A 23,670-nucleotide genomic window follows, 5' to 3' on the forward strand; every position below is an offset into this window, starting at 1 on the left:
GGCCGCCTGAACTGCTCCAGCTGTTCCTGGACGCCAGGTCTCTGCCCGAAAAGAGCCCCGGCATCACCCCCCCGTGATACCCAGCCTGTCTGCCGCTGGGGCAGAGGCTGTCCCTCGGACACCGGCCCCGCAAGGACCGGCCCCAACCGGAGTCCAGTGTACCAAGGGGGGGGCAGACCGGCTGGCCGTCACGGTTTATTCATGCTTGTGGGAAGCCACGCTGTCCAGCGCCGTGTCTCTTCGCTGTAGAGGCCCCGGCGAGCGGCTGGGTTAGGGTGGGTGAATGACTTCTGCTGCTCCCCGCTCCGCCCCCGCCGGCGGCTCCCCCGCTTACGGTCTGGTCTGCATGACGGTGGGCCCCGAGGTGCGCTTCCGCACCGTGACCCGCACCCGCTACCTGGCCCTGAGTGAAAGCGAGCGGCGCGAGAAGCTGCGCGACATCTACGGCGCCAATATTGCCCGGCTGCGGGCCGCCGCCGAGTTCTGCGCGGCGCGGGGCATTCAGCTTTACCGGCTGAGCAGCAGCCTCTTTCCCATGCTGGACCTGCGGCACGGCGGCACCGCAGACGAGATTTCCGGCGAGGTCTTTGCCGAATTCAGCGGCGAGCTGCAGGCGGCGGGCGCGGCTTTCGCGGCGGCAGGCATCCGCACGCTGATGCACCCGGAGCAGTTCATTGTCCTGAACAGTGACCGGCCTGAGGTGCGCGAGAGCAGCCTGCATGCGCTGGGCGTGCATGCCCGCGTGATGGACGCGCTGGGCCTGGAGCGCTCGGGCTGGAACCTGCTGCTGCTGCACGGCGGCAAGGGCGGGCGCGGCGCCGAGTTGCAGGCGCTGATTCCCGACCTGCCAGATGCCATCCGCCTGCGCCTGGGCCTGGAAAACGACGAACGCGCTTTCGGGGCTGCCGATCTGTTGCCAGTCTGCGAGGCCACCGGCACGCCTTTTGTGTTTGACGCCCACCATCAGGTGGTTCACGGGCGGCTGAGCGGCTTTGATGATCCCAGCATCCGCGAATGGACGCTGCGTGCCCGCGCCACCTGGCAGCCGCCCGAGTGGCAGCTGGTGCACCTCAGCAACGGCATCGACGGTCCGCACGACCGCCGCCACTCCTACCTGATTGCCGACGTGCCCGCTGCCTACGCCGACGTGCCCTGGATTGAGGTAGAGGCGAAAGGGAAAGAGGAGGCGGTGGCGGCTTTGATGGGGCAGTCATGAGTGCCCCTGGGCAGTGTGCCGCCGTACTGATTCAGCGCGAAGATGGTGCCGTACTGGCGCTGCGCCAGAGCTATGGCCTGGGCTTCTGGGACTGGGTGGGCGGCGTGGTAGAAGCAGATGAGACGTCCCAGCAGGCCGCTGTGCGTGAGGCCGCAAGAAGTGGGTCTGGCTGTGAGGCTGACAGGTATTGTCGGCATTTACACCCTGCAGGGCGGTGGGTGGCCGGATATTTACGCGTATGTGTTTCACGGTGAGTGTGAATCTCCCGGCGCAGTCGCTGCCCCCGACCCTGATGAGGTTGCCGAGGTGCTTTGGCTGCTGCCTACAGACCTGGCGCAGCGGCAGCCTTTGCTGCCCGACGTGGCTGCCGCGCTAGAGGATGTACTGACGGGACACTATGGCGCAGTGCGGGCCGTACAACGAAAGGTGCAGCTGCCACCGCTTGACCGAGAATGAGGCCCGCCCCTTTTCACCAACTTGCCGCTTACGATTCCGGCCACCTGGTCACTGCATCCGCCTCCTGCGGCCACTGCACCTCTAGCCTCCGCTGCTCCCCCGGCCCCAACCACAGCCCGCGCACGGGTATGACGCCCACACCGCTGCCGCAAATCCAGGCGTGGGTGACGCGGCGCAGTTCGGCCAGGCCTACGGGCCGCTTGCTGAAGGCTTGCCCACGCAGCCAGTAGCTCCGCGTGATGCTGGGCAGGCCGCCCGCCGGCACGATCAGTTCGCCGCCCAGCCGCAGCACCGGCGCCGTGCGGCTGCCATCGGCCAGAGTGTCGCCCAGCCGCAGCCAGCCTTCGAAGGCGCCCGCTGCCTGTGCCTCGGCCCCGGCCAGGCGGTAGGGCAGGTAGTTGCCGGTCTTGTGCGCGGCCAGTTGGGGGTGGACCTCCCAGCCGGTCAGCAGCACGTCTACGCCGCCCACTGGCTTTGGCCCCGGCGACAGCGGCGCGTGGCTCCAGTACAGTTCCTCTGCTGTCAGCGTCAGGCGCAGCAGGCCCCAGGGCAGCGCTTCCAGCGCAGGTGGCTGTGTCCCCGCCGGGTCGGGAAGTCCCAGCAGCGCCGCCGTGCCCCCCAGCCGGCCCAGGTGCTCGGCCCACAGCAGCGGCTGACCCCGGCAGGTGCGAATGGTGGTAAAGGCACTCGCGCCGTGCAGCGCCGCCGGTGTGTTCAGCTGCGGGGGCAGGGGGGACAGCTCCATCATCTCAGCCGCCCTGCCCGGCAGCCTGCGCCAGCCGCAGCCAGTTGCCCAGCAGCACCCGGCCATACGGGCTCAGCACGCTTTCGGGGTGGAACTGTACCGACCAGGCGGGCTGCCCCGGCACGTCCAGCGCCTGCACCACGCCATTCGCACTTCTGGCCGTGACCAGCGCCCCATCCAGCCCCTCCACCACCAGCGAGTGATAGCGCCCGAACTCGGCTCCCTGCGGAATGCCTGCCCAGAGGCCGCTGCTGGTATGTGTCATCGCTTCTGGGCGGCCGTGTACGGGTTGCCCGCGCACCACTCGCCCGCCCAGCACTTCGCCCAGTGCCTGATGCCCCAGGCACACCCCCAGTAGCGGCACACGGCGTTCCAGGCAGAGCCGAGTCAGGGCCAGAGTGCAGCCGCTTGTCCCCGGTGTGCCGGGGCCGGGGCCGACCAGCACGGCGTCGGGGCGGCTTGCCAGCAGCGTCTCCGCGTTCTCGTCCTGACTGCGCACCTCTACCGCTGCCCCCAGACTCAGCAGGTCGTGGCGCAGGTTGTGGGTAAACGAATCGCGGTTGTCCAGCAGCAGCACCCGCAGTGGTGTCTGCGTGGGCGCGGCCGGAGAGTGCCAGTCGGTCCCCGGCGCAGGCGGTGCGGGCGGCTGAGCGGCGCGGCCCGGCAGTCCGGCCAGCACGTTCAGCAGTGCCTGGGCCTTGTGAACCGTTTCCTCGCCTTCATCGTCCGGTTCGGAATCGATCACGGTGCCGCCCCCGGCCCGCACAGTTACGCGCCAGCCCGCGCCTTCGCGCCGGAAGTCCGCTGTGCGAATCAGGATGCTGAAGTCGGCCCCAGTCCCGCAAATCCGGCCCACGCTGCCGGTGTACCAGCGCCGGGGGCCAGGTTCCAGCGCGGCAATCACTTCCATGACCCGCTCTTTGGGCGCGCCCGTGATGGTGCCGCCCGGAAAGGTGGCCGCCAGCAGGTCACGCATCATCATTTCTGGCTCAGCTTCCGCCACAACTTCAGACACCAGGTGCATCACATGGCTGTAGCGCTCTATGAGCATCAGGTCCGGCACCCGCACCGTGCCGGGAGCCGCGGCCCGGCCCAGGTCGTGGCGCACCAGGTCCACCAGCATGGTGTGTTCGGCCTGTTCCTTGGGGCTTACGCGCAGCTCGGCTTCCAGGGCGGCGTCCTCGGTAGGCGAGTCGCCGCGCCGCCGGGTGCCGGCAATCGGGCGCGCTGAAATCTGCCCGCTCGGGGCGTCCCAGCAGGCCAGGCGCTCGGGGCTGTTGGACACCACGGTGCTGCCCGGCGTTTCCAGATACGCCATAAAGGGACTGGGGTTCAGTTCCCGCAGCCGCAGATAAGCGTCCAGCGGGTCGCCGCTGGCCGGCGCACTCACCCCGCGCGAGAGGTTCACCTGATACACCTCGCCGGCCCGGATCAACTCCTGAATGGCCCGCACCCCGGCGCGGTAGTCCAGATCATCGGGGCTGAGCGGCCCCAGGCGCAGCGGCTCCAGCGTGGCCGGGGGCGTGCAGAGCAGCGCGGCCCAGTCCAGGTGCGGTTCGCCGGCCACCTCCAGCGTGCCTGCCTCGCGGTCCCACACCAGCCCCGACGGATAAAAGCCCCACCAGCCTGCTTCCTCCTGGGGCGGGTGGGCGGCGAGCCCGAACGCCTGCGCCGCCTCGTAGTGCAGCCCGCCCAGCCAGGCGGGGAAAAAGCCTGTGCCGGCCGGCCGCTCGGGCAGAACCACTTGGGTCCGGACCGGCGCCGCGCTGAAAAAGGAATACCGTCCGTGAGTGGTCAGCGGCCCGGCCGATTCCAGCAGCGCCGGGTGCTTCAGCCCAGCGGCCCGCGCCCGCAACAGCACGCCGGCAGGAGAGTGAAGAGCGGCAGCGGCGGGCGGCAGGGGCACGTTCACAGCGGCCAGTGTAATGGAGCGGGCTGTCGCCTGCTCCCTATTTGCCGCCGGGGCTTTGCGCGTATCATGAGGCCATGTGGGTTTCGACCAAAGCACAGTACGGGCTGCGCGCCCTGATCGAGATCGGGCGCGGCGGGGGAACCCCGGGCACTGAAGGCAGGGCCGTCCCTCTGAAAGATGTGGCCGAACGTCAGGACCTCAGCCAGCATTACCTCGAACAGATCGCCAGCAACCTGCGCCGCGCCGGCTTTATCAAGAGCGTGCGCGGTGCTTACGGTGGCTACAAGCTGGCCCGGCCGGCCGACCAGATTTCCGCCTACGAGGTGGTCACGGCGATGGAAGGCAGCATCGCCCCGGTGGAGTGCGTCGAGGAAAACCATATCTGTGACGGCCGCAATGTCTGCGGCACCCTGGACCTGTGGCAGCGGGTGGACCAGGCCCTGCGCGACGTGCTGGGCAGCACCACGTTGGCCGACCTGATTGACGACAGCCGCCGGCAGGAACATGCCCGGCTGCTACAGCTGGAACCGCTGGACCCCGGCACCGGTCCCAAACCCGGCGGCGACTGGAACTGACGACTGGGCCAGTGCCCACTGAGCTTTGGCGCAACTGACTCAGAGCCCCTGCGTTTCCTCGGCGGGGGCTCTGAGCTGTACTTCAGGGGTGAGGCTTTGCTGCGTTCAGCGCCAGCGGGGGGAACGCTTTTCCATAAAGGCCTGCACGCCTTCCCTGAAGTCGGCGCTCTCGCCGGCCTGCTGCTGCAATTCGGCTTCCAGCGCCAGCGACTCGCTCAGGGTGCCGGTCATGGCGGCGTTCAGGGCCCGTTTGGTCAGGGCGAGTGCCAGGGCAGGGCGCGCGGCGAACTGTTCGGCGTAGGCCTGGGCCTGCTCGGCAAAGTTGTCCGCGCTGAAGACCTGCTGGCACAGGCCCAGTTCCAGCGCCTGCTGCGCGCTGACTTTCTCCGCCAGGCTCATCAGCTCAAAAGCCCGCCCAAAGTCCACCAGCTGCGGCAGGAACCAGGTGCTGCCGGCGTCCGGAATCAGCGCAATGTTGGAGAAAATCTGCACCCACTGCGCCTCGCTGCTGCTGACCCGCAGGTCACAGGCCAGCGCCAGACTGGCGCCAGCTCCGGCGGCCACCCCGTTTACGGCGGCAATCACCGGCTTGTCCATGCCCCGGATGGCCTCAATCACCGGCTGATAGTGCCGGGTCAGGTGCCCGCTCAGGTCCAGGCCCTGGCCCTGCAGCAACGGCCCGGCCACTTCGGTCAGATCCTGGCCGGCACAAAAGCCCCGGCCTTCGCCGGTCAGCACCACCACGCGCACAGCTATGTCGTTGGCGGCAGCTTGCAGGGCCGTCAGCAGCTGACTGGCCAGTTCGCCGCTCAGGGCGTTGAGTCGTTCGGGGTTGTTCAGGCTCAGGGTCCGCACCCCGGCCTGGTCACGCGACAGCACCAGTTGTGTCATGGCTACAGCGTAGCGTCCCTGCCACCTAGAATGGGCCGCATGACTTCCCAACCCTCACCGCTGCCGGTCGCCCTGGCGCTGGATGTCAGCAAGCACCGCATCGGTTTTGCGGTCAATCAGGGCCGGCTGGCTTTCGGGCGCGGCAGCGTGGACCGCAAGCGATTGCCGCTGGACCTCAAAGCGGTGCGGCTGAAAGTGGAGGCCACCGGCGCCGAGGTGCTGGTGCTGGGCTTGCCCCTACGCACCGATGGAGCTCCCAGCCCCTCGGCCGACCGGGTGCGCGCTTTTGGGCGGGTGCTGGCAGAAAAAGGTTACCGGGTATCCTATCAAGACGAACGCTTTACCACCCAGCGGGCCCGCGCCCTGGGTGCCGACGACCTTGACGAGGCGGCGGCGGTGCAGATTCTGGAACTGTGGCTGGACCGACAGGGACGTGAGATCTGAGTTTCCATCTCACCCTTCACCCCAAATAACCCAGCTCATGAAACCTGCATTGACTTACCTAGTCATTCGTTCATGAGAATAATTGAGCCGTCAGGTAAGAAGAATGTCAACAAAAAACAAGGCAGTAGTTTTTCTCTATTGGTCGTCTCTTGGTCTGTGAAAGCCTCCTCTTTTCTTTTGAAGAGGGTACCTGTGTCAATGAGCAAATTATGTTGACACCCCCCGACCGCTGCTTTATCCTCCAAATAGGAATTTCATCTTGATCTAACCTGACGCTTCGGGTCTTACCGGAAAAAAGTCGGTTCTGAACAGGAAACTCGGCAACTGGATTCGGATTCCCTTTCACGATGGTGAGAAGCTGGGCGCTTGGTGAGGCAAGTGGATGGAAGACCTGAGTGGCGCGGCAGCCTCATTCCATCGTGCCGCCTAGAGGAGAAAGTATGAATAAGAAAACTGCTTTATTGGTACTGACTGGTGTGCTGGCTCTGGCCTCCTGCGGACAGCAGAACTCTGCTCCCGTTAACCAACCCCCCGCAGAAACCGGCTCCGGTACTACTACGGGTCCTATCACGCCGGCACCCACCCCCGTTAGTGAATACAGTGTCACTATTGACCTGGAAGGCGTGAGCAACGCTCAGATCACTGTAACCGATCAGAACGGTTACAAGATCCAGGGCCTGAGCGACAAGACCGTCAATGACAATGACACCATCAAGCTGCCCAATGGCACCTACACCATCACTGGTAAGGCCCAAAACGGCATGATGGCTGCTCCCAAGACTGTGGTTGTGAATGGTCGCGACACGGGCGTAACCCTGACCTACGGTAAGGTTGTTGATCCTAATGCTGGTGATGTCCGTCTGACCAGTGACAATGACGCTCAGAACAAGATTCTGAATCTGGAACAGGACGTTAATGGTAAGAAGCGTATTGTGACCTACGTCCGTGGCCAGGTAACGGTTGATCCTCAGCAGCAGGCCAATGGTGCTGACCGCATCGAAGTCTTCACCAACGCCACTACTGACGATCTCAACGCGGCCAACCGTATCTACGACAGCCGTGATCAGAGCGGTAGCTTGACCTTCGATTCTGCCAAGCTCCGTCAGGGTGAGCAGCAGTACGTGATTGTGCGTTACTGGAAGGGCAACGAAAACACCACCAAGTCCATCCTGATCGTGCCTGATAACCTGGGCCCTCAGGTTCCGGACATCATTCCTGTGAGTAAGCTCAATGCTGAGCTGACCCATGAGCTGGGCAACTGGGCCAACGGTAACATCAAGCTGGCTTTCCAGAACCTCTCCACCTTGCGTGACAACCCCACCGGCACCAGCTACCTGGCTTCGGGAGTGGAACGCGTGGAATGGTATGCCGACCCTAACTCCAACAATGGTGTGGCCGATTTCGATAATGCCAAGCTGCTGGGTACCTCCTATAACAGCCCTTACGAAATCACTGTTGATACCAAGACTCTGAAGGACGGCCGTTATGACGTCTTTGCTGTGGCTTACGATCAGCTGGGCAACCGCAGCGTTGTGAACGCCCAGAACCTGTTCACTCTGAACGTGGACAACACCGGTCCTTCCGTTAACGGTGGTGGATTCATCAGCATGGTTGACGCTGGCACTGGCTCTGTCCGTGACGAATTCAGCCGTCGTGATACGGCCGTTACGGCCGTTACGTTCGTTCGCCGCGACAAGAGCTGCAAGATTGATGCTCAGGAAAATGCTGGCAATATTGACTTGTACGACGCCGAAGAAGGTTGGATCTCCGGTCTGGCCCGTGTGACCAAGTTCAACTTCAACAATGGCATCAGTGATGATGGTGTTGGCGTTAACACCCAGGCTGGCGAAAACAAGGGCATTACCATCGGTGGACAGCCGCTGCTGAGCCGCCTGTACACTCTGCAGGGCAACCAACTGGTTCCGGTGACTGATCTTGCTCAGGTCAATAAAACCGAAGAAACTCCTCCCAAATGCTCCGACGTCTTCCTGGATGTCAATGGTCTGGATGCTGGAGACAACACCGTTCGCTTTGACTTCCAGAATGCTGCCACCGATTTGCTGGGTAACCCGGCTACGGGCGGCGACCTGAAGGACTACAACCTCAAGGTTGACAACCAGCGTCCTTCTAACCTGCGCTTCTCCCGCAAGCCCACGGCTGTGCGCGCTAACGAACAGGCTATTCTGGCTGCTCAGGCTGATGACAGCATCTCCGGTGTGTCGGGCCCCTACATGTACTTCGCCCGCGATACGAACGGCTCCGCTTTCGGTGGCCGCGCCGTACAGCTGGCCTCGGCTGACCAGACCAACTACCGCTTCTTCCAGCCGACCAACGGCCAGAGCAAGCTGGACGTGATTGCCGTTGTGCGTGACCGTGCAGGTAACGTCAGCAGCACCACCGATTCGGTGGATGTGACGAAGGCCGGTCCTGCTCTGAACGTCAACCTGAACGATACCAACCTGTTTGTTCGTCAGCAGACGGCCAACGGTCAGTTCCTGAACTTCGGTCGGGCTCAGAATGAAAACCCTGTGACTGGCCCCGTGGGCGAGGTTCATAAGCTGGACCTGCTGACTACTGGCGCTGACGTTAACTCTGTCAACAGCAGCAACATCATGCAGGCCAGCTTCTATGAAGAAGTCGTGCTGAACAACCCCCTGAACCGGGTTGGTAAGGGCACTGATGACAAGGGCGTTGACGACCTCAACGTTGCTGGCACCCAGGAACTCGCTCCTCTGTTCCTGCTGTCGAGCACTGAGTCCGCTCCTTACGCTTCTGTTACTCCTCTGAAGCCTTACCTGAACGCTTACCACGCTGCAACCATCGATAAGAATGGCAACGTCAGCGAAGTTGTTCGGAAGATTCAGTACCAGAACCAGTAAGCACCTAGCTTTCCCTCACTAAAAAGCTCCCCTTCCGGGGGGCTTTTTTTATTGCCCTCTAGCAAAGGCCCGCCGTCATATGGCATAGTTAAGCCCTCTTCACAATCCGTCTTTTCTAAGGAGGGCACGCATGACCGCCACACCGACTGAACCGTTTGCCAGCTCTATTCAGGGCACCATGATGGATGTTCAGCTGACCATCCCCGCCATTCTTGAACGTGCCCGGACCTATTTTCCGGAGCGTGAGGTGGTCAGTCTGGTGGCCGCCGGAAAAGATGAGCGCGGGAACCCTATCCCCAAAGTCCACCGCACCACTTACGGCGAGGTGACCGACCGGGCGCGCCGGCTGGCCGGTGGCCTGACCGCGCTGGGCCTGGGCCGCGGCGACCGGGTCGCCACCCTGGGTGTCAATTCCTTCCGGCACCTGGAAGCTTACCTGGGCGTACCCAGCGGCGGCTTTGTGCTGCACACCGTCAACATCCGCCTGCACCCACAGCAGATTGCCTGGATTTTGAACGACGCTGGCAGCCGGGTGCTGATGATTGAGAACCTGTTTGCGGCGATGATTCCTGCTCTGCTGGAACACTGCCCACAGCTGGAAATCGTGCTGGTGATGGGTCCGCTGCCGCAGCCGGCCGGGGGGCACCCCAAGGTGCAGGACTACGACAGCTGGGTCATGAACCAGGAGCCGATTGCCAGCTACCCGGACCTGGACGAGCGCGAGGCCGCCGGCATGTGCTACACCTCCGGCACCACCGGGCAGCCCAAGGGCGTGGTGTACACCCACCGCTCCACCGTGCTGCACAGCTTTGGTATTGCCAGCAAGGACGGCCTGAACATGTCCGAGCGCGACCGCATCATGCCGGTGGTGCCGATGTTCCACGTGAACGCCTGGGGCATTCCCTACGCGGCGGCCATGTTCGGGGCTTCGCAGGTGTACTCGGGCGCGTTTAACGACGGTCCCAACCTGGCTCGGCTGATGGAAGACGAGAAAGTGACCGCCACGGCCGGCGTGCCCACCATCTGGCTGGGTCTGCTGGCCGAGCTGGACCGCGCTAAGGAAGCTGGTGAGCCCTACGACCTCAGCCCGCAGGAGCGCGTGATTGTGGGCGGTGCGGCCGCACCCGAAAGCATGATTCGCGCTTTCCAGGAGCGGCACAACCTGAACATTATTCACGCCTGGGGCATGACCGAAACACATCCGCTGGGCACCGCCAGTAACATGCCCCCCGGCCTGGACCCCCGCAGCAATGAAGCCTATGCACTGCGTGCCACCCAGGGCCGGGCAGTGCCGTTGGTGGACCTGATGCTGCTTTCGGAAGAAGGCGAGCAGATTCCGCACGACGGCAAGACCATGGGCCGGTTGCTGATTCGTGGTCCCTGGATTACCGAGTCCTACCACGGCGGCGTGGGGCAGGGCTCGTTCGTGGAATTTGGCGGCAAGCGCTGGTTCGACACCGGCGACATCTCCACCATTGACCCTAAGGGCTACATGACCATTCAGGACCGCGCCAAGGACCTGGTCAAGTCGGGCGGCGAGTGGATTTCCTCGGTGGAGCTGGAAAATGCGCTGATGGGCCACCCCGCGGTGGCGCTGGCCGCCGTGATCGCCCGCTTCGACCCCAAGTGGGACGAGCGGCCGCTGTCGCTGGTACAGCTCAAGCCCGGCATGCAGGCCACCCACGCCGAGCTGAACGAGTTTATTCAGGAGCGCTTTCCCAAGTGGTGGCTGCCCGATGACACCGTGTTTATCGAGCAGCTGCCGCTGGGTGCCACCGGCAAGGTGCTCAAGCGTGAACTGCGCGACGAGTATGGCGGTTTCGGGAACTGAAGTGATTCCGGCAGCCTGAGATGGGAGCAGATGGGGCGTGGCGCAGGTTGAGGCCGCGTCCCTTTTTCGTGCTGCCGGGCCTTTTACAATCGGGCTATGCCTGTCCGAGTTGATGGCCGACAAGTCACGCTGATTCCTCCGGCCGGAGCTGCCGCCCTGATGGGTGACCCCACCGACTGGGACCGCCGCCCGGCCATAGCGGTGCAGCCGGGGCAGCCACTGACCCTGACGGTGCCGCGCGGTGCCTGGCTGGAATTCGCTTGGCTGGACGCCGACGGCCACGATTTTGCCGACCCCGAGGGCCTACCGACTGTAAACCCCTGGTTCAGAACCGCCCGCGCCGTGCAGGTGGGCGAGTGGCCCGAGCATCCCCTCTGGGCGGGGCCGGCGCCGGAGGCCGGCACGGTTCACCGCCTGGCCTGGGACGGGGGCATCTTTCCGGGGCGGCGGCGGCTGACCCTGTATCTGCCCAAGGGCCACCAGCCGGGGCAGACGCTGCCGGTGTACTACGTGCAGGACGGCGTGGCCTTTTACCGCATCGGGCGGCTGGCCGAGCTGATGGAGCGGGCGGTGGCGGCCGGACAGGCCCGCCCCGCCGCGTTCGTCTTTATAGAGCCGCACGACCGCAATACCGAGTATTACCTCAACGACGATTATTTGCCGTTTCTGCAGGAAGAAGTCATACCCCGGATAGAAGGCCACCTGGCCGACTGGAGTGCGGGCCAGCCGCTGCGAGCCAGCGAACGCGGCCTGTGGGGCGCCAGCCTGGGCGGGCTGATTTCGCTGTATCTGGGCAGCCGGCACCCGGAGCTGTTCAGCCGGGTGGTCAGCCACAGCGGGGCTTTTATCGCCCGGCCGGGAGCGCGTACACCGGCCGGCCGGCCAGACGTGCTGCACGCCGGCGAATGGTTGCTGGAACAGATTCAGGCTGCGCCGCCCCGGCACCTGCAAGTCAGCCTGGATGCCGGGCTGCTGGAGTGGCTGACCGCGCCTAACCGCCGCATGGCCGCCGCACTGAAAGACGGCGGGGTTGAGCACCAGTACCGCGAGGCACCCGGCGGGCACAACTGGGTCACCTGGCACCGGGCGCTGGCCGAGGCGCTGCTGTATCAGCTGGGCCACTGATTGGGAGGCTGTCCAGGCCGCTGGACATGAGTGCCGCGTGAAGTCCTCATCAACCCTGGGCGGCCGGCTGGCACACTGAACGTTATGCGACCTTTGGCCTCCGGACTCCTGCTGCTCGGCCTTGCGCTGGGGCTGGCCCTTCCCACCGCGCAGGCGGAAGTGATCACTTATACGGGCGCCCAGGCCCGCACTGCCGGTCAGACGGTGCTGCACCAGACCGCCAGCGACTGGCAGGCCGGCACCCTCAATTCTCTGCGCCCCGAGGGCGACGCCCTGGTCACCGAGGGCGAACGCGGCATGTACACCAGCCCTGAAATCCCGCTGGCCCCTTTCGATGAACTGGTGCCCAGCTGGAACGTGCAGACCGGCAAGGGCGGCTACGCGGTGCTGAAGGTCCGTGCCCGGCTGGCGTCCGGCTGGACCGACTGGTATTCGTTCGGACGCTGGAGCCGCAGCGGGGACCGTTACTCGCTGAAAGCCCAGAAAGACGCCCACGGCGAAGTGCTGACCGATGTGCTGCGCCTGAAAGGCAAGGCGACGGCCGTGCAGTACCATCTGTCGCTGGTTGGAGAAGGCACCCGCGCCCGGCTGGTGGCGCTGAATACCACCGACCGTGCTCAGCGCCCCCGGCTGGGGCAACAGGCCGGCAACCCGGCGCTGTGGAACCGGGTGATTGACGTGCCGCAGCGCTCGCAGATGTTGTATCCGGACGGGGGAGAGGTGTGGTGCAGTCCCACTTCGGTGTCCATGATTCTGGCCTATCTGGGCACCAGCATTTCGGTGCCGGAGGCCGCCAAGGGTACCTATGACCGCGTGTACGACGGCACCGGCAACTGGGCTTTCAATGCTGCCTACGCCGGCGAACTCGGCTACCGCGCCTATATCACCCGCCTGCCCAGCCTGGCCGCCGCCGAGGAATTTATTGCCCGGGGGCAGCCGCTGGCCGTCAGCCTGGGCTGGGGCCGCGGCGAACTGAGCGGTGCGCCCATTCCCACCAGCAGCGGGCACCTGATGGTGCTGGTGGGCTTCGATGCCCAGGGCAACCCGGTGCTGAACGACCCGGCCGCGCCCAGCAACGCCGCCGTGCGCCGCTCCTACCCGCGCGCCCAGTTCGAGCGGCTCTGGCTGGGGCACAGCGGCGGGCTGAGTTACGTGATTGAAAAGCGGGGCTGAGCGCCCTTTTTCTAAACGCCTCTACCCAACCCCCGCTTATTCGAACTCCACCGCCACCCCCGCCGCATCCGCCTGAGCGCGGGCGGCCAGCAGCCGGGCCTGGGCGGCTGGCAGCAGCGAGCGCAGGGGATTGTCCCACAGGGCGCGGGCCAGTTTGGAGGCCCGGCGCACTCGCAGGGTTTCGCCGTCCCGGGCCAGCGCGGCGGCAGCCAGCAGCGCCTGGGCCGAAGGCGGCAGCGGGTCCAGTGGGTCGAGCGGCACCTCGGCGCTGACCCGCTCGCCGCTGCGGCGCAGCAGAATGCGGGCTTGCTGGCCACCCTCGCGCAGTTCCAGGCTCACCTCGGCGTGCCGCCCGGCCAGCGGCCCGGTATGCTGGCCCAGCCGCGCCGCGTTCGCCAGGTCGTGCGCCGAGCGCATATGCCGGCGGGTGCGCGGTACATACGACACCTGCAGGGCAATGCCCCTGTTCAGGGCCAGCTCCAGCACCTCGTCGCGCAGCGGCCAGAGGGTCGCTGGGCCTTTGCCCTTGCCAATCGCGTTCAGCACGGCCCAGTTGTCGGAATAGATGCTGAGCGGCTGGCCGGCCGGCGCGCTGCGCACTGCTTCCAGCACGGCCCGCATCTCGGCGTTGTTGTTGTCGGGGGCTTCAAACTGGCCGCCGATTCGCCGGGGCAGTTCGCCGCCGTCCAGCAGCACCAGGCCCCAGCCGCCCTGACCGTGCCCGGCGGCGTCCTCGCGCCAGCTGGCGTCCACGTAGGCGTGATTCAAGCTGCGTACCTCCCGCCGCAGAATGACATACTGGCCCCATGACCAAAAGCGGTGAACCCGACGTCCTGGCTCTGTACCGCGAAGCCGGGGCTTTTCATGAAGGCCATTTTCTGCTCGCCTCGGGCCGGCACTCGCCCAAGTTTCTCCAGAGCACCACGCTAACCCAGTACCCCCAGTACACCGCGCAGCTGGCAGAAGGCCTGGCTGCCCGGCTGCGTGAGCGCGGAATCGAAGCGGCGCTGACCGTCGGCCCGGCGATGGGCGGGGTGGTGCCGGCCTACGAGGTGGCGCGGGCCCTGGGCATCCGCTCCATTTTTGCCGAGAAAGACGGCCAGGGCGGCATGAAGATTCGCGAAGCCTTCAGCCTGGCCGAGGACGAACCTTTTATCGCCATCGAGGACGTGCTGACCACCGGCGGCAGCGTGATGAAAGCCGTGCGGGCCGCCGAAGCGGCGGGCGGGCGCTGCGCGGCCATCGCCTGCATCATCGACCGCCGCAGCCCGGACAGTGATCCCCAGGAGCTGAACGGCTACCCGCTGGTGGCGCTCTCCCGGATTCATTTCGACACCTACGCCCCCGACGAGGTGCCGGACTGGCTGGCCGCGCTGCCGCTACAGGAGATTTGAGGGCAGCGCCCACTAGAATGTGGGCCATGAAACGCATCGAAGCCAACCTGATTGCCCAGGGCCTGAAGTTTGCCGTCGTCAGCACCCGCTGGAACCATTTCATCGTGGACCGGCTGGTGGAAGGGGCCGAGCTGGCCTTTGTGCAGCACGGCGGCAATAGTGATGACCTGGACCACTACCTGGTGCCCGGCTCCTACGAGGTGCCGCTGGTGGCCCGCAAACTGGCCGAAAGTGGCCGCTATGACGCCGTGGTCTGCTTGGGCGCCGTCATCAAGGGCGACACCGACCACTACGATTTCGTGGCAGGCGGCGCGGCCAATGGCATCCTGAACACCAGCCTGCACACCGGCGTGCCGGTGGCTTTCGGCGTGCTGACCACCGATACGGTGGAACAGGCCATGAACCGCGCCGGCATCAAGGCCGGCAACAAGGGCGCCGAAGCGGTGCTGGCGATGGTGGAAACCGTCAACCTGCTGCGCCAGATCTGAGAGCTGGATAGGCCGGATGCTGGGGATAAAGCAGGCTCCCGGCCTCTAGCCCGCTGTTCGTACAGCCCTGACGAACCGCTCCCGCCCGGTGAGGTCGGGATGAACTTGTGCTTGCCAGCCCTGGGCCGTCAGTTCGGCTGCGAAGGCGGCCGCGTTGCGGGGATCCAGCTCCAGCCACAGCACTCCGCTGGGGGCCAGAGCTGAGGAGGCCTGCGCCGCCAGCCGTCGCGCCAGCGTCAGTCCATCGGGGCCGCCATAAAGTGCCAGCGCCGGGTCATGGTCCACTTCCGGGGCCAGGGTGCCGGCGTCGCTGTCGGGCAGGTAGGGAGGGTTGCTCAGAATCAGGTCGGCTGGCGGCTGTCCGGCCAACGGGGCCAGCAGGTCGCCGTGCAGCAGCTGAATTTCCAGCCCATTCAGCGCGGCGTTCTCGGCAGCCAGCGCCAGAGCGTCCGTGCTGAGGTCCACCGCTGTGACCCGGCTGCCCGGCCGGGCCGCTTTCCAGCCCAGCGCCAGGGCGCCGCTGCCGGTGCCTATATCGGCGACCCGCGCCGCTGCCGGCACCGCCGGGTCACTCAGGGCCAGGTGCAGCAGCCACTCGGTTTCGGGCCGGGACACCAGGGCGCGGGCGTCACAGTGCAGCTGGACCCCGCCCCACTCCAGTGGGCCCAGCAGGTACTGCAGCGGTTCGCGCCTCAGCCGGCGGGCCAGCAGCGCGTCCAGCCGGGCCAGCCCATCCATGTCCAGCCGGTCACTCTGGTGCAGCAGCCGGCCGGTGCGGCTGAGGCCCAGCCCATATTCCAGCAGGGCGGCCGCATCGCTGCGCGGCGAGGGCAGGCCCGCCGCTTCCAGCTGCGCGGCGGCCTGAAGCTCCCAGTCGCGCAGGGTGGGTAGGGCGGGCAGGTCAGTAGAGCGGTTCGTCACAGCCTTGGCCTGAAGCGTAAGTCAGCGGACTGGCGCCGGCTTGACGATCAGGCGCCGGCTGTTGCCCTCGCCGGTGGACTGGGTCACCACGTGGGGGTTGTCCTTGAGCGTCATATGAATAACCCGGCGGTCGGCGGCGTTCATAGGCTGAAAGCTGTGGCTCTCGCCGCTGCTGGCCACACTTTCGGCCACCCGCGCGGCAATCTGCTGCAGCATCTGAAAGTGCCGGCTGCGGTAGCCGCCCACGTCCACCCTTACCCGCAGGTGTTCGCCTTCGGGCATATGTTTGGCGACGGCGGCGTAAGCCAGGGTATCCAGCGCCTCGATCACGTGGCCCTCACGGCCGATCAGCCGGCCCACGTTCTCGCCGCTGATCTCGCCTTCCAGGTGGTCACCGTCGCGGGTGACCCGCACCGTCAGGCCGGGGTCAAAGCGGCGGGCCACGCCCCGCAGGAAGTGTTCCAGCGCTGCCTGGGGGTCCTGGCCGCCGGCTGCGGCGCCCTCGCTGGCTGCCGGGGCCGGCGCGCTCTGGCCGGCAAAGCTGCCGGGGCCAGAGGAAAGCGCGGCCGGCGCTGCAGGAGTGGACAGGGGGTTGGGCGAGGGGGTGTCGTCGTCAGCGTCACTGATACCCAACCCCGCCAGATAATCGTCGAGGTTCCGGGGGTCATGCATGGCCGCAGTCTAGTGCATCGGGCCTGCAGCGCTTTCCCGGTGTGGATAGGCGTGCTGGGGCCAGCACCGGAGCGTATTGAGCAAACCTTGCCCCCGCGCCCTGCATCTTCGGCCCAGGCGCTACCCTAAAAGGCATGGCAAACCTCAGTTCTTCGACCATCATGCTTACCGGCGCGGGCAGTCCGCTGGCCACCGCCATCGCGCAGGAACTGGAAGACGCCGGCGCTCAGCTGGTGCTGGTCGGGCAGGGTGAGGACCTCGCCCGCGCGGCCGACCGCTTTCCTTCCACCGAAGTGTTCGACCTGGACCTGGGAGACGCCGCCAGCGTGGAGCAGCTGCGCACCGTGGAGGTCGACGCCCTGGTGCATACGGAAGGGATGTTCAGCCCCCAGCCGGCCCTGGACGCTGCCACCGGCGACTACGACCGTCTGTTTACCGCCAACATGCGCAGTCTCTTTCACGCCATTCAGGGCGCGCTGCCGCATATGCTGGACCAGGAAGACGGCGTGATCGTGGCAGTGAGTGCGCCGCGTGAGTCGCGCAGCGAGGGAGCGGCGCTCTATCAGGCCAGCCGCGCCGCCATGTCCAGCTATGTTCATAGCCTGCACAGCGAACTGAAAGAACGCGGCATTCTGGGCTGCGTGATTCACCCGATGGGCCCGATCGACACTCTGGAACTGCGCGAGGCCGGCTACGAGTGGGAAGAACTGATTGACCCGCGTGGCCTGGCCAAGTCGGTGGCACACGCCCTGACCCGCCCCGCCCGCGCCCACATCACCGAGCTGAAGATTTACCCGCAGAAGTAAATATCGCTCCTGCGAGCAGAGCGAATATCAACCACGGGCCGCCCCGTGGTTGTTTTCGTCTCCAGTACCCGCGAGAGCTCAGTGCCCGCCGAAGTGCCCCAGCTGCGGCACGTTGGGTTTCCACTCGGGCCGCTCGACCACTTCACCGAACAGGTCGTATTCGTCGCTGTCCTCGATCCGGGCGCGGACGATGTCGCCCACCTTGATCTGCCCGGCAAACTCGCCGGCGTAAAGGTACACTTGCCCGTCAATGCCGGGGGCGTCACCCTTGGTACGGCCAATCAGGCGGGTGCCGGGAGCGTCGTCCTCGTTGTCGTTGTACTCGTCGATGATCACGTCCATCACCCGGCCCACCTTCTGGGCCAGTCGCCCCGAGCTGATGCGCTGCGCCACTTCCATGAAGCGGGCCAGCCGCTCTTCCTTGACCGCTTCGGGCACCGCGCCCGGCAGGGCGTTGGCGTCGGCTTCGGGCACCTCGGAATAGGTAAAGGCGCCCACCCGGTCTAACTGCGCGTCTTCCAGGAAATCCAGCAGCTGCTGAAAGTCTTCCTCGGTTTCGCCGGGGAAACCCACGATAAAAGTGGAGCGGATGGTCAGCTCGGGGCAGATCTCGCGCCAGCGGCGAATGGTGTCCAGCTGTTTGCCGGCGCCGGGGCGGCGCATCGCCCGCAGAACCTTGGGCGAAGCGTGCTGCAGCGGCACGTCCAGGTACGGCAGAATCTTGCCCTGGGCCATCAGCTCCACGATGCGGTCCACGTGTGGGTAGGGGTAGACGTAGTGCATCCGCACCCAGGCGCCCAGTTCACCCAATTTCTCGGCCAGGTCGGTCAGGTGGGCGCGGACCTGCTCGCCCTGAAACTCGCTTTCACGGTGGCGGATGTCCACTCCATAGGCGCTGGTGTCCTGCGCGATGACCACCAGTTCCTTGGTGCCGCCGGCCACCAGCCGGTAGGCCTCGTACAGCACCGCGCCGGCGTCGCGCGACACCTGCAGGCCGCGCAGCTTGGGAATAATGCAAAAGGCACAGGTGTGGTTGCAGCCTTCGGCAACCTTCACGTAGGCGTAGTGGCGCGGGGTCAGGCGCACCTCGGGGGCGAACACGTCGCCGTGACGGGTGTCTTCGCGCTCGATAACCGGCTGGAGGGGCTGCGCCGCTGGCAGGGCGGCCCCGGCCCGCATGCCTGGTGCCGCCACCGGCAGCAGGCCGGTAAAGGCGCTCTGGTCCACCGGCAGCAGCTCGCGCACGTAGCCCATCACGTCGTCCACCGCCTCCGAGCCGGTGATGGCCGACACCTTGGGGTGACGCTCCATGATCTTCTCGGGGCGCTCGCCCAGGCAGCCTGTCACGATGACCTTGCCGGTGGCGTCCAGCGCCTCCCCGATGGCCGAGAGTGATTCCTCGATGGCCGGAGTGATAAAGCCGCAGGTGTTCACAATCACGGCCTGAGCGTCCTCGTAGCTGGGGGCCACCTCGTAGCCCTCGGCGCGCAGCTGGGTCAGGATGCGTTCGCTGTCCACCAGGGCTTTGGGACAGCCCAGCGAGATGAAGCCCACCCGGGGGGCGGGCGCGGCGGTGGGCGGGGCAGGCGGTGAGGTCACGGGTTGGGTCATGGCAGGCAACGTCTCCTTGTGTCCTTGTGACGGTTCTTGGTTTCTGTTTTTCCCAGAAAGGGCGCATGGTCAGCAGAAGAGAGGGAATGGAAAGGCCCCGAGGTGGAGCGGTGGGGGCAATCAACCCGGCAGTGTACGGCATGGCTCCGCGCGGGACGGTGGGCCAGCCTTCGCTGCTTCAGGCCAGGGCAGCCGCGCCGCGTACCTGTAGGCCAGGGCCAGCCGACAATAAAAAACCCGCTCACGAGGAGCGGTTATTCCAATACTCTAGCTTGGTATGCAGGATTCGTCAAGGCTATGCAGGGCAATGGCGAAACACTGCTTGGTCAGTACAGCCGCTCCAGCACCTCGTCAGCGATGCCGAAGCTGTTCTCGGGAGCCGGGAACTGCCGTGCCCGCACGTCGGCGGCGTAACTGCTGAGGCCCTCGCGGCTGAGCTGGCCCACCTCGGCGTAGCGGCGCACCATTTTCATGACTGGCCCCTCGTAGACGCCCAGGACATCGTGATAGACCAGCACCTGACCGTCACACTGCGGCCCCGCCCCGATGCCGATGGTGGGAATCTGCGTGCGCGCCGTGATCAGCGCGGCCAGCGCGGCGGGGATGGCTTCCAGCACCGCGCTGAAGGCGCCGGCCTCTTCCAGCGCCAGCGCACCTTCCAGCGCCCGCCGCGCCGAGGTTTCGTCCTTGCCCTGCACCCGCAGGCCCCCCTGGGCCACGGCGGTCTGCGGCAGCAGGCCCACATGCCCCATCACCGGAATGCCGGCGGCGCTGATGCGGCGCACGCACTCCAGCTCGTTGGGCGCGGCACCCTCCAGTTTCACCGCGTCGGCGCCGGCTTCCTGCACCAGTTGCACAGCCGCCTGCAACGCGGCTTGTGGCCCCAGCTGATAGGTGCCGAACGGCAGGTCTACCACCATGAAGGTATTCGGCGCGCCCCGGCGCACGGCGCGGGCGTGGTGCAGCATGTCGCCCAGCGTGACCTGCGCGGTGGACTCGTAACCCAGCACCACGTTGCCCAGCGAGTCGCCCACCAGAATCAGGTCCACTCCGGCCGCCTCGGCGTGCCGGGCCTGGGCGTGGTCGTAAGCGGTGACCATCACCAGCGGGGCTTTGGGCTGAATCAGTTGCGGCAGGCTCAGTTTCTTGCGGGCAGGCGCGTCGGTCATAAGTCTGAAGGTAGCATCGCCAGCAGACCCTGCAGGCCGCCGCCAAACCCTTCCAGGCGCGGCCACCCCGGCGGAAACGGCTGCGAGGCGGTGACCTCGTTGGGCACCACCACCACCGGCACGCCGGCGGCGACGGCCGCGCTGGCCCCGTTGAGGCTGTCTTCCACCGCCAGGCAGGCTTCTGCCGGCAGGCCCAGGTGCGCCGCGGCCAGGCGATACAGTTCCGGGTCGGGCTTGACACGGGCCACGTCGTCACGGGTACACAGCGTCTCGAAGCGGTCCAGCAGGCCGTGGCGGGTCAGCCAGTCGGTGACCCAGGCACGGCCCGAACTGGTGACCAGCGCCAGCCGCAGGCCGGCCGCCTGGGCCTCGTCCAGCAGCGTGACCACGCCTTCGCGCAGGCCCTGGCGCCCCAGGTCGTCCAGCATGCCCCGGTGCAGTTCCGCTTCCAGCCGCTCCCGGTCGGCCTGCACCGGCTGCGGCAGCCCGGCCCAGGGGTCGTAGGCGCCCTGGGTGCCGATGCCGCGCTGCCAGTCGCTGAGCAGCAATTCCAGCCCGTGCGACGCATAAAAGCGCTGCCAGTGGCGAAATTCGGTGGTTTCGGTGTCCATGATGGTGCCGTCGAAATCGAACAGCAGGGCCTGAATGCCGGTGGACTGAACTGCAAGCGGGTCGGGCGGGGTCATGCGGTCAGTCTAGGGGTGGCGGCCCCCGCGCCGCCCTCTCAGCGCGGCACCATCACCACGGCGTTGGGAATGTCACGGCTCCACCCCGGGTTGAGGTAGCCGCCCAGGTCGGCGTAGCCGCCGGTCAGGTACACCGCGCTGGAGCTGCCGCTGTCCATCCGCACAGCGTCGCTCAGGCCCGCCGAGCGCAGCGCCGCCAGCATCTGCTCGGGCGAGCCGTACTGCAAGTAGGCGAAAGTGGGCCAGCCGTTCAGCAACCCGAAAGCGGTCTGGTGGGTGGGCCGCCAGATGCTGCCTGAGGTGTCGAAGCCTTCGCGCCGGGGGTCAAGAACGTCCTGCCCGCCGCGCAGCAGCAGTGGCCCGGCGCTCAGGGCGTCGCGGGCGCTGGGCCAGGGAGCGTCGCTGGCGTTCCATTCCAGCCGCACGGTCAGCGGGGCGCCGGCTGCGCGGGGCAGCGCCGGAAAGCGGGCCGGGTCGAAGGTCAGGCTCAGGCGGCCCGGTGTGGTCTTCACCTGCCCGCTGCGGGCCGAGAGCACCCGGCCTGCTTTGGCAGGGTCCTGCGCGACTTCCAGCGTCACCAGGCCGTCTGCGCCTACCAGGCGGCCGTCACCGGCCCAGGCGGTCAGCAGATCCGGGCGGGGCGAAGGGGTCATCTGGTTGACCAGCAGCTGCTGCCCGCCGGCCTCGACCACGTAGCGTGGCGCGGGGTAGCCCAGCAGCACCTCGCCGGCCGTGCTGAAGCCCAGGGTGGCCCTTTTTTGCAGGCTGCCGATTCGCATCACGCCGCTCTGCGCCACCAGGTCCACCGGCTTGCCGGTCTTCATGTCGAAGTAGCCGCCGTTGATCCCGGCCACGCCGCCGGCCGAGCGCACCAGCTGCGCCAGACCGGCTCGCTCGCCCCACGGCGCACTGACCACCCGCGGCCGGTAGCGGGCCGGGTCAAAGCTGAGCAGGCTGAGGCCGCCCAGCTGCTGGTAGCGCACGCCAGCCGGCAAAAGAGCGGCCGCCACCGGCGGGGTCTGACTGCGGTCGCTGTACACCACCGTATCCAGCACGATGCGCGGCGGGTTCTGCAGCTGGAAGATGCGGGTCTGCCCGCCGCCGGTGTGCAGTTCTATCCGGCTGCCGCTGCCTTCGGGGGCCACCTGCAGCGACGTGCCGCCGCCGAGCGTGTCGGAGCGGGGCGCTGCCTGGACATAGGGCAGTGAGAGCGTCACGCCATCATCAGCTGCCGGCTGCACCCGGTAAAAGACCTCGCCGCTGCCCCCGAATTCCAGCACAGTGCGCTGAACTTCCAGCGTGCGTTGTCTGGTGCTGCTGTGGCGTACGTTCTGAAGCTGGTGGGTCACGCGGCCGGCCGGGGCGGGGGAGGAGGGCAAGGCGGCCGGCGCTGACGGCGCCGTTGCTGGAGGAAGGGGCGCCGCGCCGCTGGGCGGCAGGGTCCCGGCCGGCACGCTGCTGGGCGCCGGCACCTCGATGGCCTGCGGCGTGACCGACAGGGGCAGCCCCAGCGCCCGTAGGGCATCCAGGCTCACGTAGAGGCTCTGGCCCACCCGCTCGGGGGCCGGCAATCCGGGAGGCGGGGTCAGGCCGGTGCCTTGCCAGCCCTGGGCCGGCGACCAGTGCAGCTCACGGCCGGCGAAGCGCAGCCGCAGGTCCTGCGGGTCGTTGCGGACGGCCACGCCTAACCGCGGCAGGGTCCACACCGCCAGCGCCTCGCCGCCGCTGCTGAGCAGGCGGCTGTCCAGCGCCTCGCTCTGCACGGTGCCGCCCACGCTCAGCGGGCGGGCCTGGGCGCCGGCAGCCAGGGCGGTCAGGGACAGGGCCAGCAGGGGAGCGGAAAGCCGGCGGAAAGCGGTGGGGCGCTGCATCGCGGGCCAGTGTAACCCGGGCTTCTTTGTGGCGGATGAAGGCGCAGCGGCACACAATGTGAATGAGGTCGCAAGTCGGCCGGCTCTATGGCAAACTGTGAACCATGACGCTTGGTGCATTCGCGGCCCTGCCCCCACAGGCCCTCGACCAATTGCGAGCGGTGGCCCGCACCGGGCGCTGGGGCCGGGGCGCTTTGCTGTTTCACCCCGAAGACCCGGCCGAAATCCTGTACTTGCTGACCCGCGGCAGCGTGCGGCTTTACAGCCTGGGCGGCGGCGCCCGCGAGGTGACGCTGGTGGTGCATCTCGAAGGCGAGCTGGTGGGTGTGCAGGCCCTGCGTCCCGGCGAGCTGTATGGCAGCTACGCCGAGTGCGCCGACGACACCGAAGCCCTGATGTTCAGCCGTGAAACTCTGGAGCGGCTGATGCGCGAGTCGCCCGAGCTGGCGCAGGCGATCACCGAGCAGCTGGTGGGGCAGACCGCCGCGCTGCAAGACCGCCTGGCCGGGCTGGTGTTTCATGAGGTTTCGCAGCGGCTGGCCCGCACCCTGCTGGACTTTGCCGAGCGCCAGGGCCACTGGGACGGTGGGCAGCCGTTTGCCCTGCAAGACCGGCTCTCGCATCAGGAACTGGCCCATATCGTGGGCAGCACCCGCGAAACCATCACCAAGCTGCTGGGCGAGTTTCGTAACCGTGGCCTGCTGGACCTGGGCTACCGCCGGATTGTCCTGACCGACCGCGAGGGCCTGCTGGAAGCCGCCCGCGAACCTCTGCACTAATCTCTCGGGGTCCGTGGCTGGGAGAC

23 protein-coding genes are annotated in these 23,670 nt (G+C 66.6%); 13 read left to right on the plus strand and 10 right to left on the minus strand.

The window, feature by feature from the left end; genetic code table 11:
* Window positions 1-283: 283 nt before the first annotated feature.
* The 3 genes from uvsE to OCI36_RS01000 are packed head-to-tail and all read left to right on the plus strand — an operon-like array spanning window position 284 to window position 1,672.
* Complete coding sequence (uvsE, locus tag OCI36_RS00995) at window positions 284-1,216, plus strand: UV DNA damage repair endonuclease UvsE (protein ID WP_261663207.1); 933 nt, start codon at window positions 284-286, stop codon at window positions 1,214-1,216.
* Window positions 1,213-1,470, plus strand: a complete 258-nt coding sequence (locus OCI36_RS13400) for an NUDIX hydrolase (protein WP_409996703.1) — start codon at window positions 1,213-1,215, stop codon at window positions 1,468-1,470. The genes uvsE and OCI36_RS13400 overlap by 4 nt, the downstream gene beginning before the upstream one ends.
* Entirely contained in the window at window positions 1,388-1,672 is a 285-nt protein-coding gene (locus OCI36_RS01000; protein ID WP_261663208.1) for an ADP-ribose pyrophosphatase, read from the plus strand. Before OCI36_RS13400 ends, OCI36_RS01000 begins: the two co-directional genes overlap by 83 nt.
* Window positions 1,673-1,700: 28 nt before the next feature.
* Here the strand turns inward: OCI36_RS01000 and OCI36_RS01005 are convergent, their stop codons facing one another.
* Window positions 1,701-2,417 carry an aminotransferase class IV gene (locus OCI36_RS01005; protein WP_315941226.1) on the minus strand — a complete coding sequence of 239 codons (717 nt, stop codon included), beginning with the start codon at window positions 2,415-2,417 and terminating at the stop codon, window positions 1,701-1,703.
* A 4-nt stretch (window positions 2,418-2,421) separates the two neighbouring features.
* Window positions 2,422-4,329: a chorismate-binding protein gene (locus OCI36_RS01010; RefSeq protein WP_261663210.1), complete on the minus strand. Its 1,908-nt coding sequence runs from the start codon at window positions 4,327-4,329 to the stop codon at window positions 2,422-2,424.
* A 74-nt stretch (window positions 4,330-4,403) separates the two neighbouring features.
* On the opposite strand from OCI36_RS01010, the gene OCI36_RS01015 reads away from it, so the two are divergent.
* Window positions 4,404-4,904 (plus strand): RrF2 family transcriptional regulator, encoded by a 501-nt coding sequence (locus OCI36_RS01015; protein ID WP_261663211.1) that lies wholly within the window; start codon window positions 4,404-4,406, stop codon window positions 4,902-4,904.
* Between the two features lie 105 nt (window positions 4,905-5,009).
* Here the strand turns inward: OCI36_RS01015 and OCI36_RS01020 are convergent, their stop codons facing one another.
* Window positions 5,010-5,795, minus strand: coding sequence for an enoyl-CoA hydratase-related protein (locus tag OCI36_RS01020; RefSeq protein ID WP_261663212.1), 786 nt, complete (start codon window positions 5,793-5,795; stop codon window positions 5,010-5,012).
* Window positions 5,796-5,825: 30 nt separating this feature from the next.
* On the opposite strand from OCI36_RS01020, the gene ruvX reads away from it, so the two are divergent.
* The 5 genes from ruvX to OCI36_RS01045 all read left to right on the plus strand — a co-directional run bounded on the left by ruvX (window position 5,826) and on the right by OCI36_RS01045 (window position 13,247).
* Window positions 5,826-6,239: a Holliday junction resolvase RuvX gene (gene ruvX, locus OCI36_RS01025; RefSeq protein WP_409996704.1), complete on the plus strand. Its 414-nt coding sequence runs from the start codon at window positions 5,826-5,828 to the stop codon at window positions 6,237-6,239.
* A gap of 440 nt (window positions 6,240-6,679) precedes the next feature.
* Window positions 6,680-9,118 (plus strand): T9SS type A sorting domain-containing protein, encoded by a 2,439-nt coding sequence (locus OCI36_RS01030; protein ID WP_261663214.1) that lies wholly within the window; start codon window positions 6,680-6,682, stop codon window positions 9,116-9,118.
* Window positions 9,119-9,248: 130 nt separating this feature from the next.
* A complete protein-coding gene (locus tag OCI36_RS01035) occupies window positions 9,249-10,949 on the plus strand; it encodes a long-chain fatty acid--CoA ligase (protein WP_261663215.1) in 1,701 nt (566 codons plus the stop codon).
* Between the two features lie 96 nt (window positions 10,950-11,045).
* A complete protein-coding gene (locus tag OCI36_RS01040) occupies window positions 11,046-12,074 on the plus strand; it encodes an alpha/beta hydrolase (protein ID WP_261663216.1) in 1,029 nt (342 codons plus the stop codon).
* An 84-nt stretch (window positions 12,075-12,158) separates the two neighbouring features.
* Entirely contained in the window at window positions 12,159-13,247 is a 1,089-nt protein-coding gene (locus OCI36_RS01045; RefSeq protein ID WP_261663217.1) for a peptidase C39 family protein, read from the plus strand.
* Window positions 13,248-13,283: 36 nt separating this feature from the next.
* Here OCI36_RS01045 and OCI36_RS01050 read toward each other — a convergent pair whose 3' ends face one another.
* Window positions 13,284-14,015, minus strand: a complete 732-nt coding sequence (locus OCI36_RS01050) for a ribonuclease HI (RefSeq protein WP_261663218.1) — start codon at window positions 14,013-14,015, stop codon at window positions 13,284-13,286.
* Between the two features lie 38 nt (window positions 14,016-14,053).
* On the opposite strand from OCI36_RS01050, the gene pyrE reads away from it, so the two are divergent.
* Together pyrE and ribH are read left to right on the plus strand one after the other, a co-directional pair.
* The gene (gene pyrE / locus OCI36_RS01055; protein ID WP_261663219.1) at window positions 14,054-14,641 is read left to right on the plus strand and encodes an orotate phosphoribosyltransferase; all 588 of its coding nucleotides are present in this window, start codon (window positions 14,054-14,056) and stop codon (window positions 14,639-14,641) included.
* A 26-nt stretch (window positions 14,642-14,667) separates the two neighbouring features.
* Window positions 14,668-15,129, plus strand: coding sequence for a 6,7-dimethyl-8-ribityllumazine synthase (ribH, locus tag OCI36_RS01060; protein WP_261663220.1), 462 nt, complete (start codon window positions 14,668-14,670; stop codon window positions 15,127-15,129).
* A gap of 45 nt (window positions 15,130-15,174) precedes the next feature.
* On the opposite strand, the gene prmC is transcribed toward ribH, so the two are convergent.
* Both prmC and OCI36_RS01070 read right to left on the minus strand, forming a co-directional pair.
* Window positions 15,175-16,050 (minus strand): peptide chain release factor N(5)-glutamine methyltransferase, encoded by an 876-nt coding sequence (prmC, locus tag OCI36_RS01065; protein WP_261663221.1) that lies wholly within the window; start codon window positions 16,048-16,050, stop codon window positions 15,175-15,177.
* Window positions 16,051-16,071: 21 nt separating this feature from the next.
* The gene (locus tag OCI36_RS01070; protein ID WP_261663222.1) at window positions 16,072-16,722 is read right to left on the minus strand and encodes a protein jag; all 651 of its coding nucleotides are present in this window, start codon (window positions 16,720-16,722) and stop codon (window positions 16,072-16,074) included.
* 134 nt (window positions 16,723-16,856) lie between these two features.
* Here OCI36_RS01070 and OCI36_RS01075 point away from each other — a divergent pair, with 134 nt between their 5' ends.
* Entirely contained in the window at window positions 16,857-17,528 is a 672-nt protein-coding gene (locus tag OCI36_RS01075; RefSeq protein WP_261663223.1) for an SDR family oxidoreductase, read from the plus strand.
* Between the two features lie 78 nt (window positions 17,529-17,606).
* Here OCI36_RS01075 and rimO read toward each other — a convergent pair whose 3' ends face one another.
* From rimO to OCI36_RS01095, 4 genes are all read right to left on the minus strand, one after another.
* Window positions 17,607-19,139: a 30S ribosomal protein S12 methylthiotransferase RimO gene (rimO, locus tag OCI36_RS01080; protein ID WP_261663224.1), complete on the minus strand. Its 1,533-nt coding sequence runs from the start codon at window positions 19,137-19,139 to the stop codon at window positions 17,607-17,609.
* A gap of 326 nt (window positions 19,140-19,465) precedes the next feature.
* On the minus strand, window positions 19,466-20,308 hold the full coding sequence (gene panB, locus OCI36_RS01085) for a 3-methyl-2-oxobutanoate hydroxymethyltransferase (RefSeq protein ID WP_261663225.1): 843 nt from the start codon (window positions 20,306-20,308) through the stop codon (window positions 19,466-19,468).
* Window positions 20,305-20,994, minus strand: coding sequence for an HAD family hydrolase (locus OCI36_RS01090; protein ID WP_261663226.1), 690 nt, complete (start codon window positions 20,992-20,994; stop codon window positions 20,305-20,307). The genes panB and OCI36_RS01090 overlap by 4 nt, the downstream gene beginning before the upstream one ends.
* A 38-nt stretch (window positions 20,995-21,032) precedes the next feature.
* Window positions 21,033-22,865: a hypothetical protein gene (locus OCI36_RS01095; protein WP_261663227.1), complete on the minus strand. Its 1,833-nt coding sequence runs from the start codon at window positions 22,863-22,865 to the stop codon at window positions 21,033-21,035.
* Window positions 22,866-22,969: 104 nt separating this feature from the next.
* Here OCI36_RS01095 and OCI36_RS01100 point away from each other — a divergent pair, with 104 nt between their 5' ends.
* Window positions 22,970-23,644: a Crp/Fnr family transcriptional regulator gene (locus OCI36_RS01100; RefSeq protein ID WP_261663228.1), complete on the plus strand. Its 675-nt coding sequence runs from the start codon at window positions 22,970-22,972 to the stop codon at window positions 23,642-23,644.
* Window positions 23,645-23,670 lie beyond the last annotated feature (26 nt).

Origin of the sequence: Deinococcus sp. Marseille-Q6407, assembly GCF_946848805.1 — a bacterium.
Lineage (GTDB): Bacteria > Deinococcota > Deinococci > Deinococcales > Deinococcaceae > Deinococcus.